Raw genomic sequence first — 16,270 nt, forward strand, 5'->3', positions numbered from 1 at the left:
GCTTGTTATTCATTGCTCATTATTAATATTTAGTATTCTAATTCCAGTTTTTCCTTGGTATATTCTCTTACTTTTTCAGTAAGCTCAGGATTATCTGCTAGTTTTTGTCCGTATGACGGAACCATTTCCAGCAGCTTGGCCTTCCATTCTCCATTCAGTTTCTCAGGGAAACACTTTTCAAGAACATTAAGCATTGCCTGTACAGCTGTGGATGCACCTGGCGAAGCTCCCAATAAAGACGCAATGGTACCGTTTTTATTCACTACTACTTCAGTTCCGAACTCCAGTTTACCACCTAGCTTATCATCTTTCTTAATAATCTGAACTCTTTGACCTGCTACTTTCAATTCCCAATCTTCTTCTTTAGCATCCTTGATGAATTCTCTTAAATGCTGCATTCTTTGAGATTTCGTCATCGCTACCTGCTGAATAAGGTATTTAGTCAGAGGAAGGTTATGCCACCAAGCTCCAAATAAAGATTTTAAATTTTTGGTATTCACACTTTCCGGTAAATCCAGATAACTTCCTTCTTTCAGGAATTTTGTTGAAAACCCTGCGAAAGGTCCGAAAAGAAGAGCCTTCTGCCCATCAATAATTCTAAGATCAAGATGTGGAACAGACATTGGCGGGGCATCTACTGTTGCTTGCGTATATACTTTAGCATGGTGCTTCTCTACCAATTCCTGATTATGCGTTACCAGCCATTGTCCGGAAACCGGGAATCCTCCGTACCCTTCACTCTCTTTAATGTCAGAACTATCCAATAACGGAAGTGCATATCCTCCGGCACCTATGAATACAAAATCAGCATTCACCTCCTGTTTATGGTTATGGATTCTGTCCTTCACTTTCATTTCCCATTTACCATCTTCTTTAGGGCTGATATCTTTCACTTCGTGATATAGGAATACTTCAACTTTTGAATCTTCCAAAAGATGTCTTCCCATTTTTCTGGTCAAGGTTCCGAAGTTAACATCTGTTCCCATATCCATTTTGGTAGCCGCCATTATTTCAGACTTGTTTCTTTTGCTCATTACCAATGGAATCCATTCTCTCAACTTATCATGATCTTTAGAAAACTCCATTCCGGAGAAAAGAACAGATTCAGACATTTTATCATGACGCTTCTTAAGATATTCAGCATCTTTTTCTCCAAATACCAAACTCATGTGTGGACAGGAATTAATAAAATCCTTTGGATCCTGAATATATCCTTTCGTTAATAAATACGCCCAGAATTGCTTTGAGATTTCAAATTGTTCTGCAATACTTTCAGCTTTCTTGATATCAATACTGCCATCCGGATTTTCCGGTGTATAATTTAGCTCACAAAATGCGGAGTGTCCTGTTCCGGCGTTGTTCCAAGCTGCTGTACTTTCTTTGGCAAATCTTCCTAGTCTTTCGAAGATAGCAATTTCAAGTGTTGGATCAAATTCATGAAGCAGCGTTGCTAAAGTGGCGCTCATGATTCCGCCCCCTATCAGTACAACGTCGTATTTAGGTTTCGGTGTTCTGCTTGTAAGCGATTGTGACATAATTTTAAATTTTAGTTCAAATTTCGGGAAAAGTTTTAAAAAGAGAAACGCGTTTAACGATTTTAACACGTTAATTTTTGTCCTAAAAACACTTATGAATTACACAAGTTGATATGATGGAAAGTATCAATTTATTTTGTTCATTTGATTTATCAAACCCATCAGATTTGAATGCTAAACTGACATTAGAATATCTGCTTAATTTTTAAACTTTTTAAACGCTATGACCACTAAGAAACCCTTCATTATTGCTTATTTTCCGGTCGCAAAGGCACTTCGTACAGAAATTGGAATTCTTCAATTTTAATCTTTGCGAACACTGCGTTAAAAAACAAAAAACTCCGTCATACAGAAGTATAACGGAGCTTAAATATTTTAAAATTTCTTTTAGTTCAATTTCGCAGTTAATTTCTTAAACTGTTTTTCAGCATTTTTACCTTCATAAAGAATAGCATACACTGTATCTATAATCGGTAACTTAAGATTTTTCTGCTTTGAAGTTTTGTAGATAGACTGAGCCGCATAATATCCTTCTGCTACCATATTCATTGATTGGATTGCAGATTTTACAGTATATCCTTTCCCAATAAGATTTCCAAGGTTTCTGTTTCTTGAGAACAGTGAATAAGCCGTTACCAGAAGGTCTCCCAGATAAGCACTTTCATTTACATCTCTTGGTGCTTCGTAGATTGCTTCAAGGAAAATTTCCATCTCACGGATGGCATTAGATACAAACACAGCAGTGAAGTTATCTCCATACCCTAATCCACTTGCAATTCCCGCCCCAATAGCAAAAATATTTTTAAGGATAGCACTGTATTCATTTCCAAGGATATCTTTACTGGTCTGTACCTTAATGAAATCTGAACTGAAAACTCCTTCAAGTTTTTTTGCAGTTTCATCTTCTACTGTAGCTATGGTAAGGTAAGAAAGTCTTTCCATCGCCACTTCTTCAGCATGACAAGGTCCTGCAATTACAGCCTGATTTCTGAAACCGATTTTAAACTCATCACGCAGATAGTGCGCTACCACATCATTTACTTTAGGAATAATTCCTTTAATTGCAGAAACAAAGATTTTATCCGAATAATCACAAGTCATCTTATCCAAAGTATCGGACAGGTAAATGGAAGGTGTTGCCAAAACAATAACATCGCAGGCAGAAACCAGTTCATTAATATCTGTGGTCAACTTTAAACTCTTCAGATTGAAATGAGCAGCAGTAAGATAAGTCGGGTTATGCCCACGAAGCTCAATAGCTCCTTTTACAAACTCACTTCTTACACACCAGTGCACAACTTTACAATTTTCAACAAGCATTTTTACGATAGCAGTTGCAAAACTTCCGCTTCCTACTACTCCTACAGAAACATCCTTTTTAGTCTTTTTTGGATTCGAAGATTCTGAAATAATTTTCTTTTTAGCCATAATTGGAATGTGAACTGCAAATATATTAAACAAAGATTTAACAGAATACTTTAAAGCATGATAAAAAACCACTTTCTGAAAAAAATAACGCTTCAGCACAATTAAATATGCAATTAAGCGTTAGATACAGAAAAAACTGAATTTTAATTAAGAATAACCAACAAAACTTATTTTTAATTAAATTTGCAGTCTTAAAACCGTTTTAAATATTCTAAGAGAGGAAATATGAAAAAATTTCTAAACAGCAAGAAGAACGTAAACATTCTCCTGGGAGGACTTTTATTAGTAGTTTTTGTACAAGGTATCTTCATTGCCAAACTTTTCTCGGAGAGGGATGACAAAACCTACGCAGTAAACCTTGTAAAAATAAACACTGAGAAAGACAGTGTAGATTATCTGAAAATGAAAACTGATCTTACTCTGGTAGATCAAACAGTTACCCAACTGAATTCTTTCCTGAAGTCTAAGGATATCTCCAATGAAAAGCTAATGATGCTTGATCAGGACAGTATTGCCAATTCTATTTATCTTTCCAAACAAGCCAACCGATATAGCCAATATCTGATGGACCTACAGAAAAAACTGATGCAGGTTCCATTAGGAATGCCTACAGATGGATATATTTCATCTAATTTCGGTATCAGAAAAAATCCTATTCCATTTAAAACTGTTTTTGCTTCGGTAAAATCAAGCGCTGCTACAGAAGCTAAACCTGTTGCTGCCTCAGCTCCAAAACCGGAAGTAAAGGCTGAACCCGTTGAAAAAATTGTGGAATTAACAGACAGCTATGGAAATAAGAGAGAAGTAAAAGTGATGGTGACTCCAAAAGCAGCTCCTGCTCCCGCTTCTTCAGCTCCTGCCACAAAAGCTATTGCCGGAACTACCACTTCTAAAGCTGCTCCTATGGAAAAAAATAATCCTCCAGCTGAAGCAGATCAGATGCAATTCCATAAAGGATTAGATATTGCCGTTGCATTTGGTTCTGAGGTAAGAGCCGCTGCCGCAGGAACCGTTATTTTCTCCGGACAAAAAGGAGGTTACGGAAATTGTGTAATCGTTTCCCACGGAAACGGACTGGCTACGCTTTACGGACATTTATCACAACTTGTTTCCAAAGTGAATGATAAAGTAAAGGTAGGTCAGGTAATTGCTAAATCTGGAAACTCCGGACGATCTACCGGACCTCATCTTCATTATGAAGTACATAAGAACAATACTCCGGTAAATCCGAGGTTGTTTATGAATCTATAAAAGAAAGCTGTCTCTTATGAGGCAGCTTTTTTGAGCTTTAAAAGATAGACTTTGTAAAATTTTCATGCTCTTGCAGATTATGCAGATTTTTCTAATATAGATCTATGAGAGCTTATTTCAATTCAAAGCTTTTGAACGCTCTTTCTTTAAATACGAAGAACACTAATAGTTTTACCAATATCACAAATGTAATTCTCACAATGATAGATCTGCGTATTCTGCAGGAAATGATTTTAACGCAAAGTTTTAAGATACTTCCTATTTAATTCTAAGGAAGCAAAGAGGGAATCAGCAAGCTGATTTGATGAAGCTCTGAGGATATTATTTTGTGGTTAGCTTTTGTGGTCCTTTTTTCAAAAATGAAGAACATTAATAATTTCACCAATATCACAAATGTAATTCTCACACTAATAGATCTGTGTATTCTGCGGAAAATGATTTTAATGAAAAGTTTTAAGATACTTTCTGCTTAATTCTAAGGAAGCAAAGAGGGAATCAGTAAACTGATTTGATGAAGCTCTGAGGATATTATTTAGTGGTTAGCTTTTTTGATCCTTTTTTCAAACACGAAGAGCACAAATATCATAAATGCAATTCTCACAAGGATAGATCTGCGTATCTGTGTATTCTGCGGGAAATTCAAATAAATAAAAAGTACATACAATAACTGCATGTACTTTTGGAAATATTTTTATTTTAAAATCTTAAGTGTTCCTTTCGGATGGGTAAATGTACCGTCTGGTCCTGCAATATTGGAATACACTATGTTTTTATTGTAATCCTGAATATGCGTGACATTGGATCCTAAATGAGGCTCATGCCAGTACACCATAAAAATATTCTTGGCTACTTCCACAGCTGTATATTCTACAGTATCAGTACTATCTTTTGAGTTTCCTGCTGTCCCTGTGAATGTCATTGTTTTGTTGTCTTTAAAATCTAAAAGGAATTTTACAGTTCCAAAATCAACTTCTACCTTTTGACCAATTGCCGGATAGGGTGATTTTAAATCCCAATCCATTTCTCCAAGGAAAACTTTTACGCCCATTTCCAACTCATCTTTTCCGGGAAGATTCGGGTATTTCTTGACCATAAAATCTACGATTGCGGATGAAGTTTTATTTTCAGTAACGGCTTTTCTGTAGTTTTCAAGATACGTTTTAACGAAATCCAAAGATACAGGAGACAAAGACTGTTTTGCAAAATGTGATGGAACTACCTGTTCAGGCTTTAAAGATTTCATCGCATCAATTTGTCCGATCCATTGATCAATGGCTTTTACATTCTGAGTATCTGCCATCCAAAGATGTGAATCTACGGATACTGAAATTCCTCCTGCAACAGTTTTAATAGACGGAATCCAAAGAAAGCTGTGAGCCGGATCCTCAGGATTCTGTTTGATCTCAATTTTATTTCCTTCAAGATCAGGAACAGCAGTTACTGCTTCCGGAACAATGATTTCTGATGGGGCATCTGCTTTCAATTGTGGTTTCCAAACTGCTAGTTTATCATCCTTTGAAGCGGAAATAAGGTAAGCCGTTTGTCCTGTAGAAATAATTCTTACGTTAGGAAATGCTTTTTTAATCACATCTAACCCAAAATAGAAATCCGGATCGCTGTGAGAGATAAAAACCGTTTTCAGATTTTTTCCGGTTGCTTTGATTTCTTTTACCAACTGTTCTGCATATTGCTTTTGAAACTGTGCATCAATAAGCATGGCATCCTTATCACCATAAATAATGGTAGAAGTAATGGGGAAAATAGCCTTGGTTCCAGGATTATAGACTTTAACCTTCAGATTCCCTGCAAATATGCTTATGAAACCTAAAATAGCCATTAATGATAATAATTTTCTTTTTAACATTTTTGTTCTTTTTAAATTAGTAAGCTGCTGTAAAACGTTCACGAACGTGGTTGTTCTGCTCTAGTTCATCCACTAGAACTACGGCTACATCTTCTACTGAAAGTTGGCTTCTTCCGTTTTCGTCAAATACAGGAGTTTCCAGTGATGTTCTGTACTTTCCGGTTCTTGTTCCTACGTTAGCCTGATTCATTTCTATTGCGGGGCTGAAGAAAGTCCAGTCTAAATTATTATTTTCTTTGATTTTGTTCAGATAATCCCTTGCAGCTGTTGCTCCCGGTTTGTAAGCATCCGGAAAATCCGGTGTGTCTACAATCTGAACATTATCCGGTGTATAAAGGCTTCCCGCTCCTCCTACTACGATCAGTCTTTTTACTCCTGATTCTTCTACAGCTTTTTCAATATTTTCAGAACCATTCAAAAAGTCATTGTAAAGATTTGGGTTTGTCCATCCTGCATTAAAGGCACTGATTACGGCATCACTTCCTTTTAAAGCCTCTGCTAATTCTTCTACATTGTTTACATCAATGCTTTTTGCTGTTACATTTTCCTGTGTTTTTACCTTTGATGCGTCTCTTACTAAAGCTTCTACTGCATATCCTCTGTCTGCCAATTCTGTTACGATGTGTGCTCCTACAAATCCGGTTGCACCAATTACTGCTACTTTTTTCATACTATTTTATTTTTTAATTAAATTGTAATAAATTTTGTTACATTTAAGGGTAAAAAATTTTTATTCGAACTGATCTGCGAATTCCTGCAAAGACTTATCTCCTAAAAACTGACTTACCAACTGATCTGTCTCTTCAAATAATGTATTTAAATGACGGTTAATTTCTTTCCCTACGCTACAGGCAGGATTAGGATTTTGATTTTTCTTTCCTAATACTTCTGTATTTTTCACCGATCTGTAAATCTCAGAAATTGTAATATTTCCTGCCTCTTTTGCAAGCTGACTTCCACCTTCTTTCCCTTGTCTGCTGATAATTAAACCTGCTTCTCTCAAGACACTGATCTCTTTACGTACAATGACAGGATTTACATTGATACTACCCGCAACCCAGTCAGAAGTGAGCCACTCCTGAGGACTTTTCGCCAATAAGGTCATGATATGTATTGCCGTAGCAAATCTTGTGTTATTCATTGTAATTACTTTGCAAAGATACACAAATTTTAATTGTAACAAAATTTATTACAATTAATTTTTCTTAAAGGATTAATTTATCCAAATCCAGCAGTAAATAATTAATGTTCTGATTGATTGTTCGTGTAGCTGACTGCATCTGATTAAGCATAGCCGCACGGTTATGAAGGTCGTCTGCCCTGTAATATCCACCATCACTGAAAATAACGGACTGATCTGCAGCTGTTGTATCATCATCAAACTGATAATGCAGCCATCTTTCTTTCATATTTCCGATAATAGAACGCTCTTCCCTATTGGAGAATTTCTTTTCGGTATACATATACCAAATAAAAGGTGGGAAGTTCGGAGATTCTAATTTTCCTTTCCAGATATCTCTCAGAAGGTTTCTTTGGTGAATAAATTCTACTTTTTTCCCTTTCGGATTAAGGGTTGCTAAACCGAAACCTGCTCCAAGGACCCCTCCACCGATATCAATAGCATTGCTCCAGCTCTGATCTCCAACTATTCCTCCGGCAATGGAAGCTGCAGCTCCTGTAATAATAGAATACAGAATGAGCTTATTGTTTCTGGAAGAGTTGAGGTTATCCACATAGTTTCCAATCTGGGCTACTCTTTCGCCCTCGCAATCAAATTCAGCTGCTACAGCATCTAACTCTGTAAGCGCAATGGTAATTTTACTATTGATTTTAGTTTTTAACCTCAAAACTTTAACCTGAGAAGCCAGGGATGAATCCTTTTTAAGGTCCATAATCTCATGAACCTCATCCAGATTATCCAATGCATTTAAAATCAGAATACTCTGATCAGAAAACATTTCCTTCAGCTCTTTATTGGCTGCTAAAATAGAATCCGAATTGTAAGAAGGGACTTTATCGCTATAGTTATATTTGAAAGGAGCCTTACAATAGCTATCCTTCAAAGTAAGTATGTTCTGTTGAATAAGCTGATTCTTCTTGGAAACACAAGAAGTCAACAAACCGAAAACAATAAAGAGGTAAAAGATCTTTTTCATTTAAACCAATTTTTGTGTCATAGCTGAATCATTGTCAGAAATCATCAATCTGTTTCAATATAATTCATCAATACGAATATAGTATAAATAAAAAAAATTACCTGAAATCAGGTAATTTTTTAATCTATTTTTAAGCCGGATTATTTAATACCCAGTAATTCTACTTCAAAAACAAGGGTACTGTTTGGTCCGATTTCTTTGCTGATCTCCTGATCTCCGTATGCTAAATGCGGTGGAATAATCAGTCTCCACTTACTTCCAACAGTCATTAACTGAAGGGCTTCTGTCCATCCTGAAATCACTCTGTTTAGAGGGAAGGATGCCGGAGTTCCTCTTTTTACAGAACTGTCGAAAACTTTCCCGGAAATGGTAGTTCCATGATAATGACATTTTACGGTAGATTTGGGTCCTGGTTTTGCCCCATCACCTTCCGTGATAATTTCATATTGTAAGCCGCTTGGTAATTGAACTACACTTTCTCTCTTACCATACTCTTCCATATATTCTTTACCGTCCTTAAGGTTCTTTTCAGCTAATTCTTTTTTACGTTTAAATAACAAATCTGCTACTCCCATATTATAATTTTTTACAAAGATAAGGCTTTTTGGTATTGAAAACCGGAAGCAGAAAAATAGAAATCCGAAGTTTATCATCTTAAATAGTTGTCAATTTGGATGCAAAATCTCTTTTCACAAACATTTGACAAAACACATTAAACACTAATTATCAACAACTTAAATAAACCAATCACAAATCCATATAATTTCGGAAAATTATATGTTTCTGCATCCCGTATCCTGCTTACTCAAAATTCAAATAATTGTAATATTTCCTTAACACAAATTCCGAAACTTGGCGTTATAATTGAATTTAAAAACTAAATGCCAAATCCGATATTATATAACAAGAAGTTTGATGAACTTAATGAAGAGGAAAAGAAACTTCTGGAGATCAATAAAAAAACGATTGCCGATTTTGTTGAGCAATCTTCGTCTATTAGCGATGTCAATTACGCTACCAGAAATGCCCATGCAAAGACTTATGCTGTCTCAAAAGGAATCTTCTTGGTAGACCCCAATATTCCTGAATTTCTGAAACCTTTTTTTGATAAAGAGAAATTTGATCTGTTCATCAGGCTTTCCAATGCACAGTTCAAAATTAAAAATTCAAAAAGGGATATTCCTGCTTATGGTTTTGCTGTGCAGATCAGGGATGAAAACAATAATCTGCTTTCCAATTATCCATTGGTTAATTTTCCATTGTTCCCGGTAAATTCTGTTTCTACGTTTTTAAAACTCTTTACAGCCATCAATCTTTTTTATATCAAGAAATGGAGCAGTTTATTTTCTCTGATTACACAAATAATAAAAGCCATTCCATCTGTTTTTACAGGTTCATTTATCAGGAATACTTTCAAGTTATTCAGTAAGAGAAATGATTTTATTCTTTCATTTGATTATCATTCTGTAGGTGCTTACCGGCTGGGAGATTATATGATGAAGATAAAGCTGAGCCCCAAATCCGTTAATAAGAATATGGATAAGAAGCAGAACATAAAAAAAGCGTTAAAGAATTATCTTCAGAGGAATGATTTTACAGCTGATGTTCTGATTCAGCTTTGCTATGATCTTAAAGATCAGCCCATCAATAAACTAAATGTAGAATGGAAAAATTCGCCGTACATTAAAATTGGTGAGGTTAAAATAGAGAAGAATTCTTTACTGGATCCTCGTGATTGCAGTAATGAATTGCTTTCATTTAATCCTTTTGAAAGTAAGGTCATTTTTCAGCCTGTTGGGAAAATTCAGAAACTTCGAGATGGGGCTTATAAAATATCTGTCCAGACAAGAAGAAAAATAAATAAGCTACTGCATGGGAAAAAAAATTAGCTATAATTACTCTGAGATGCATAAATATAAAGTTTTACTACAATTGTGAACATCCATAAAACAAAAAAGGATATTATTACAATATTCTTTTTTGTTTTTAGCTTTTTCATATAAGTATCTAATAATCAAATTATAAATCCTACCTTATTACAGTCGAAAAATAAATCATAAACAACAATAACAACGTAAAATCTGCATTGGCAATTACTTTTTTACTCTATAAAAATTGTTGATTGTTCAGGAATATCTGTCAATTGATTAAATATGAATGATTTATAATCGGCTTGACCTGTTTTCCCCTCGATATATACTGTAGATCTCCCTATCTCTTCATTATTAATATCTTTAACTCTAACAGTTACATTTCCTTTGTAATCTTTATTAAATATTATGTAAACCTGTAACATATTATTTTCTTCATTCAAAATTTTACCTACCTCAATTCCCTTTTGCTTAAGTGATGGCTGTATCTCTGTTTTATTTTTCAAAACTGTTCCCACTCCATCATAAGCTGATTTTCCAAAAGCTGTAACCGTTTTCCCTGTAATTTCTCCTGTTTTAGAAGCTCCTTTTACAAGCAAATCATCTATTTTGTTGTAGGTTTTGGTAGCGGTTTGGTATAAAGTAAAACATCCTATAGAAATAAATGCAACCAGACTGATAAGAATAGGATATTTAAAAGACTTCTTCTTTTTTATGATTAGCATGAAGAGAGCATACAGCATAAATAAGAATGAAAGTCCGGTAAGAACGAATAAAATGATAATTTCCAACATAATGTTATTTTTTTGCTTTTCCCAATTGTTTTTTAATATTTTCGGGGAACCAAGGTAAAATACGTTGATCCTTATATTCCTCAAAGACTGCGTCAGGATTTAAAAGGTGATCTGGAAGATTCAGTTTTTTTATTTCCATCTTGAAATCAAGCTCCTTGTCAAAAAAAGTAAGCTTTCTATCTTCTGCATTAAGAATAAACCACTTTTCGGGTGAATCAAATTTAGAATCCTCTTCATCCTTTTCGAACGGTTTATATCCATACATATAGGTCTGATAAACATTTATAGATATAATAGGAGCAATCACATTCCCTAACTCATTAGGTAAATCATAGGTTGCCAATTGCCATTCTTGAGGAGAGCCAGCTTTAATCATATCAAAAGGTTTTATCAAGGGAATTATATTACTGCTTCCATCAGTTTCAATAACATAATAAAACTCATCAATTTTTGCATCTTTGTATGAATAATCTGGTACATGCATTTTTTCTTTTACTTTATTACAGCTAAAAAGACAAATTATTAAAAGCAAAATAGAAATACAATTCTTCACTTTGCCTTTTATTTTCTTACTCTTGCTTCTTCCAATTGCTTTTTGACAACCTCTGGAAACCATGGTAAAATAGGATTATTTTTAAATTGTTCAAATAAATAATCAGGTGTTGAATAACTGTCAGGAAGATTTAATTTATTTAATTGATTCTTATATAATTCAACATCTTCATATACATCCAATTTATTACTTTCTGAATTTATGATAAAGTACAATCTTGGCTTAATAGCAAATGGCTTATTGGTATCAGGGTGAATTGAAGTAATCTCTTCATCAATTCCAAAAATATATGGGGGTTTAATGTTACATTCAATAACAGTAGAAAGACTAAATAAATCGACGAAAGATCCATTCTTAAAGTTAAACCTGTCCTTACTCTGTGTAGGTAGATACCAGTCTTCTGAACCTGTTACCTGCATAAGCTGATATGGTTTTATTAAGGGGACTAAATTAGTATCATCCGACAATGTCTCCCAATAAAATTTATCAATTTTAGCTGTCAAATAAGGATTTTCAGAAATTATATTTTGTTCCATTTTTTTTACTTTATTACAACCTAACAATAGTATTACAAATATTAGCAATAAGCTTATTTTTTTCATGTCAATTAATTTATCTTGTATCGCGAATCCATTTTAAACGCTCTTGTTCAATTTTATCTTCCATTTTATTCATTGCATCTTCAATTCTTTTAATTGAATTGACCTTCCAATCAATTTGTTCTTTAGAATAAGTATTCTGCCAATTTCCTTTTATCTTCATCCGATCATTTCCTCCCGCAATGTCGTGATAAAGAAATCCTAATATAATACATGCAACGTCATACTCAATAACTCTTTCTCCATTGGAAGATGGGCGCAAATCAAATTGATCCTCAAAGTTATGTTTAATTTTAACTGATCCATCTTTTTTGACGTAAACCATAGATTTCAATGAGATACTTCGTAATAACCAAGCTAATTCATTGATTGCTACTTTCCATGTTTTAAGATATTTAGTACTAAAAGGATTCTTAAATTGTTCCCACATACTTTTTTCAGTAGATCTTTTTCCTCCAAGCTGAATTCCATTACCTTTTTTAGGATTAGGATGAATAAATATAAAGCTAAACTCCTCTTTTAGATACTCAGGATGATTTATCACTTGTTCTGCAATTAATTTTTCCCTATCTATTACTGCTGAATCTTCATTTATATCTCTAATCAATCTATCACTATTGCTAACATCAACTTCTCCGGCTTGCAGCATTGAATAAAGCCCTGCCTCAACAATACTATCAATATTACCATCTGTAAGACCAATCGCTTCAGCAAACCCTTGTCTTGCTCCATGTCCCCAGCCGGAACCATCATATTTCTTATTCCCGTTCCACCAATCCAGAATATCAGAATACCAGTGTTTTTCAACTTTAAGCTCTTCTTTCGCTTTATCTACCCATTCTTTTATTCCGGGAGTATTGGCAATACTGGTCTTTATCAGTCTATTTTTTCCTTCGCCTTCTACATATTCTTTTTCCTGTTTCTTTTTATCTTCCTGCCCCTGATCAGAATAGTGGACTTTGTAAAAAATATCTTTTCCTGCATCCTGTATTCTATCCCAAATGGTTTGATCCTGATATTGTTCCCAATCTGATAAAACACCTTTATTAAACATGAGACCTACCGGAGCAAAATGAGCCTGCAATTCCATTTCATGTACTTTTGCAAAGGCAAGCAGAGCATGAAGCTTACGACGGTAAAGTTCACTCTCCATATAGACTTTCTTTTTTATACCTTCTTTTTTAGCAATGGACTGCATCATAATATCCTGAAACCATAAAGGTAACACTCTTCCAATTTTAGGAATTGGATACAAGGCAGCAGCATATTTCTTTTTGGGATTTGCCCTTATCTCATTGCGATAGTCTTTATAGTAGTGATAGGCCTTCCAATACTCTTTCGCACATTTCCTGAAAGTGTGACCTTTTTCATTGGGGTTTCCATCCGGATTGAATGCTTTATCAAGAAGCCTTTTGGGAAAGTGATAACCATCGCCATCAGAAAAGAAACCTTCACGGCTTTCCCCTTTATAGAATCCCCAGCTTTCTATATATAAATTATCCTTTTCACTACATGCATTTTTTACATATGGAATATCTCCCATCCGGGTTACAAATAAAGCTCTGTCATTCGGGAAAGTAAATTGTACTGCCCTTTCAATAAGCCCTCCCCAGTAAGAGCCTCCAAGGAGTTCATTCATTTTTTCATAAATCCCCTGGTTCTGATACATTTTTTCTTTGGAAAAGATATCTCCTACCCATTCCAACACCCATTCATTGATAAAATCTTCAAAATAGTATTTTTTGAAACCTTCATAATCCTGCCCATATAAACCCTGTGGCTGATGAGTTCCTAAAAATAAAATATTAATAGGCATTTCCTCCCAACCCAGTTCATTAGCATAATAAATTATCCCTAAAGCAACCCCTGCAGCAATGGCAGCTCCCTGGCTATGACCAACAATGGTTACAGGTTTATATTGAGGGGAGTAGCTTAGAGCGCCGGGATTTTTATCCTTAATTTTATCAATTTCAGACTTTTCCTTTATATTCCATTTTCTTTTTGCCCAGGCATACCCCTGAGCAATACCATGTTCTACACGGTGTGCACCGGATGACTGCAATCCATGGGATCCGTTAATGAAATGGGCATTCCCCTTTGCATGAAAATACTCTTTGAATATTTGAGAGTATAGTTTCCCGGAAACGTTGTCATAACCTTCCCAATACCCTTCAAACTGTTCCTTTGCAGCAAACAGCCAACGAAAATGCTCTGTATCTTTATAGTTTTTTTCACTGTACAGGGTTCCTCCTCCTTTCTCATTTATTTTTTCGAGTTCATCATTGGTCATGATATCCTCGTCATCGGTTACTTTCTTTTCATTCATATTGGCTCCCCTTAATGGCTTTACCTTTGGATCGTCCGGAACTTTATCAGTAATTACATTAAGATAGGATTCAAAATTTTTCTGGGGATTACTCAGATATCCATTGCAAAAAATAATATCACCATTAAAAAAAGGCTCAGGATAATCAATCATCGGAGGCTTAGGAGGGTCTTTTGGCTCCCCATAACTAACCCCATCTTTTACTCCTGTTTCTGTAATTGAATTCCCTGCGGTAGTGATTATATTTTTATTGGAATACATGTTATGTCCTTCCTGAGAAATCTTAGTATAAGTCCCTTTTACAATTCTCGTCCTGCTCATGGTATAGAAATTAAGTGTTATTGTTTCTTTCTATAGTATCATAAGCAATGAGGAGCCTGGACAGCTCTGAATTTAAAATGTGTGTTTTCATAAAGTGTGTTTTAAATTAATAATTCTCCAAATTTAGAAATATTATTTTATTGGAAAATATTTTTTTTCATAAATATCTAAAAGTGTAGCAGTTATACAACTATTTATTTTTAGTTGTATTACACCTATTAAATTAAAAAAGCCACGAATACACTTATAATTTGTGCATTCGTGGCAAGGAAAAACCTTTGAATCTTTACTCTCGGTTTTATTCTTTTATCTAAACTTTCGATCGTCTTCTTTTATAGCAAGATCATTAATACTTGCGTATCTTTTAGCCATTAATCCGTTCTCATCAAATTCCCAGTTTTCATTTCCATAGGCTCTGAACCAATTTCCTTCTTTTGTCTGGTATTCATATTCAAAACGAACGGCAATACGGTTTTCTGTATGTGCCCAGTATTCTTTCTTAAGCTTATAATTGAGTTCTTTTTCCCATTTCTTCTGCAGAAATAAGAAGATCTCTTCTCTTCCTTTGACAAATGTATCTCTGTTTCTCCACTCACTGTCAATAGTATAGGCTTTGGAGACTTTTTCAGGATCCTGACTGTTCCAGGCATCTTCTGCCATTTGAATTTTTTGCTTTGCTGTTTCAAGTGTGAAAGGCGGAAGCGGATGTTTCTGTTCCATTGTTTATTTAAGGGATTAAATTGGTGACTATTTTTTTTGATTTCAATATCAGTTCATTCGATTTAAAAAGCTGACTTTCTATAATGCTGCTTTCAAAAAGCATATAGATATGATCGGAAAGAGTATCATCTTTTAGTAATTCCAGAAAATAATTTCTGAGATCAGCTTTATGGGCTTGAATTACGTTTAAAATTTTAACATTATCCATCGGGATTTCTGATAAAATATTCAGGAAACTGCAGCCTCTGAAGTTCTCCCTCTCATTCATATATATCAGAAAATCAAAGGCCTTGAGTATCTTTGAATGGAGATCTTCTGATTGGGCAGTAAAAGTATGAAGCTGATTGAACCAGTATTCATGTCTTACATTAAGAAACTCCACACATAAATCTTCTTTGGATTTGAAATGAAGATAAAAGCTTGCTTTGGCCACTCCTGCATCAGAAATGATCTGATTGATTCCTGTAGAATTATATCCTTGCTTTGCAAACAGATCAAACGTTGTTTCTACAATTCTTTCTCTTGGAGATTTCATATTGATTTTATTTTATAAGGCAAAGATAGTAGAAAAAAATAAAATAGACAAACTTGTCTGTCTATTTTATTTGGAGGGAAGCTTGGAGAGGAAAGTGAGTTGAGGTAAAAAAAACCACTTACAGCCCTATCATTTATTATTCCTTTAAAGACTGCTTCATCAAATTTTATGGCAACTTCAGAAATTGTAGCTCCGATAGTAACTTCCAGCCTCTCTCTTTCAGCTTCCAGCCTATTATCCTTAATTTTATTATCCCGAACTCGGGTATTCTTATTATGATGATCTCATTACAATGCAGATGATTCTTTATTTCTCTA

General features: G+C 34.6%; 15 protein-coding genes. 2 read left to right on the top strand and 13 right to left on the bottom strand.

From position 1 onward, the window contains the following. Nucleotides 1-29: 29 nt before the first annotated feature. Entirely contained in the window at nucleotides 30-1,535 is a 1,506-nt protein-coding gene (mqo, locus tag J2772_RS19985; RefSeq protein WP_209919823.1) for a malate dehydrogenase (quinone), read from the bottom strand. A 387-nt stretch (nucleotides 1,536-1,922) separates the two neighbouring features. After that, nucleotides 1,923-2,963 carry an NAD(P)H-dependent glycerol-3-phosphate dehydrogenase gene (locus tag J2772_RS19990; RefSeq protein ID WP_045493115.1) on the bottom strand — a complete coding sequence of 347 codons (1,041 nt, stop codon included), beginning with the start codon at nucleotides 2,961-2,963 and terminating at the stop codon, nucleotides 1,923-1,925. Between the two features lie 225 nt (nucleotides 2,964-3,188). On the opposite strand from J2772_RS19990, the gene J2772_RS19995 reads away from it, so the two are divergent. Further along, the gene (locus J2772_RS19995; protein ID WP_209919825.1) at nucleotides 3,189-4,214 is read left to right on the top strand and encodes a M23 family metallopeptidase; all 1,026 of its coding nucleotides are present in this window, start codon (nucleotides 3,189-3,191) and stop codon (nucleotides 4,212-4,214) included. A 691-nt stretch (nucleotides 4,215-4,905) separates the two neighbouring features. Here J2772_RS19995 and J2772_RS20000 read toward each other — a convergent pair. The 5 genes from J2772_RS20000 to J2772_RS20020 all read right to left on the bottom strand — a co-directional run bounded on the left by J2772_RS20000 (nucleotide 4,906) and on the right by J2772_RS20020 (nucleotide 8,809). After that, entirely contained in the window at nucleotides 4,906-6,078 is a 1,173-nt protein-coding gene (locus J2772_RS20000) for an MBL fold metallo-hydrolase (protein WP_209919827.1), read from the bottom strand. Nucleotides 6,079-6,094: 16 nt separating this feature from the next. Next, nucleotides 6,095-6,748: an NAD(P)-dependent oxidoreductase gene (locus J2772_RS20005; protein WP_209919829.1), complete on the bottom strand. Its 654-nt coding sequence runs from the start codon at nucleotides 6,746-6,748 to the stop codon at nucleotides 6,095-6,097. Nucleotides 6,749-6,808: 60 nt separating this feature from the next. Further along, on the bottom strand, nucleotides 6,809-7,219 hold the full coding sequence (locus J2772_RS20010) for an Rrf2 family transcriptional regulator (protein ID WP_209919831.1): 411 nt from the start codon (nucleotides 7,217-7,219) through the stop codon (nucleotides 6,809-6,811). Between the two features lie 64 nt (nucleotides 7,220-7,283). Then, on the bottom strand, nucleotides 7,284-8,234 hold the full coding sequence (locus J2772_RS20015; protein ID WP_209919833.1) for a hypothetical protein: 951 nt from the start codon (nucleotides 8,232-8,234) through the stop codon (nucleotides 7,284-7,286). Nucleotides 8,235-8,374: 140 nt separating this feature from the next. Then, nucleotides 8,375-8,809: an FKBP-type peptidyl-prolyl cis-trans isomerase gene (locus J2772_RS20020; RefSeq protein ID WP_209919835.1), complete on the bottom strand. Its 435-nt coding sequence runs from the start codon at nucleotides 8,807-8,809 to the stop codon at nucleotides 8,375-8,377. 306 nt (nucleotides 8,810-9,115) lie between these two features. Between J2772_RS20020 and J2772_RS20025 the strand changes: the two genes are divergently transcribed. After that, nucleotides 9,116-10,123 (top strand): catalase, encoded by a 1,008-nt coding sequence (locus J2772_RS20025; RefSeq protein ID WP_209919837.1) that lies wholly within the window; start codon nucleotides 9,116-9,118, stop codon nucleotides 10,121-10,123. A gap of 212 nt (nucleotides 10,124-10,335) precedes the next feature. Here the strand turns inward: J2772_RS20025 and J2772_RS20030 are convergent, their stop codons facing one another. The 6 genes from J2772_RS20030 to J2772_RS20055 form a co-directional block, all read right to left on the bottom strand. Further along, nucleotides 10,336-10,899 carry a hypothetical protein gene (locus tag J2772_RS20030; protein ID WP_209919839.1) on the bottom strand — a complete coding sequence of 188 codons (564 nt, stop codon included), beginning with the start codon at nucleotides 10,897-10,899 and terminating at the stop codon, nucleotides 10,336-10,338. A 4-nt stretch (nucleotides 10,900-10,903) separates the two neighbouring features. Beyond that, nucleotides 10,904-11,515: a hypothetical protein gene (locus J2772_RS20035; RefSeq protein ID WP_209919841.1), complete on the bottom strand. Its 612-nt coding sequence runs from the start codon at nucleotides 11,513-11,515 to the stop codon at nucleotides 10,904-10,906. Continuing rightward, complete coding sequence (locus J2772_RS20040; protein ID WP_209919843.1) at nucleotides 11,461-12,054, bottom strand: hypothetical protein; 594 nt, start codon at nucleotides 12,052-12,054, stop codon at nucleotides 11,461-11,463. Before J2772_RS20040 ends, J2772_RS20035 begins: the two co-directional genes overlap by 55 nt. Nucleotides 12,055-12,064: 10 nt before the next feature. Continuing rightward, entirely contained in the window at nucleotides 12,065-14,698 is a 2,634-nt protein-coding gene (locus J2772_RS20045) for a hypothetical protein (RefSeq protein ID WP_209919845.1), read from the bottom strand. Between the two features lie 306 nt (nucleotides 14,699-15,004). Beyond that, on the bottom strand, nucleotides 15,005-15,418 hold the full coding sequence (locus J2772_RS20050; protein WP_209919847.1) for a DUF1348 family protein: 414 nt from the start codon (nucleotides 15,416-15,418) through the stop codon (nucleotides 15,005-15,007). A gap of 7 nt (nucleotides 15,419-15,425) precedes the next feature. Continuing rightward, nucleotides 15,426-15,953, bottom strand: a complete 528-nt coding sequence (locus tag J2772_RS20055) for a TetR/AcrR family transcriptional regulator (RefSeq protein WP_209919849.1) — start codon at nucleotides 15,951-15,953, stop codon at nucleotides 15,426-15,428. Nucleotides 15,954-16,270 lie beyond the last annotated feature (317 nt).

Origin of the sequence: Chryseobacterium jejuense, from assembly GCF_017877355.1 — a bacterium.
GTDB classification, from domain to species: Bacteria; Bacteroidota; Bacteroidia; order Flavobacteriales; family Weeksellaceae; genus Chryseobacterium; species Chryseobacterium jejuense_A.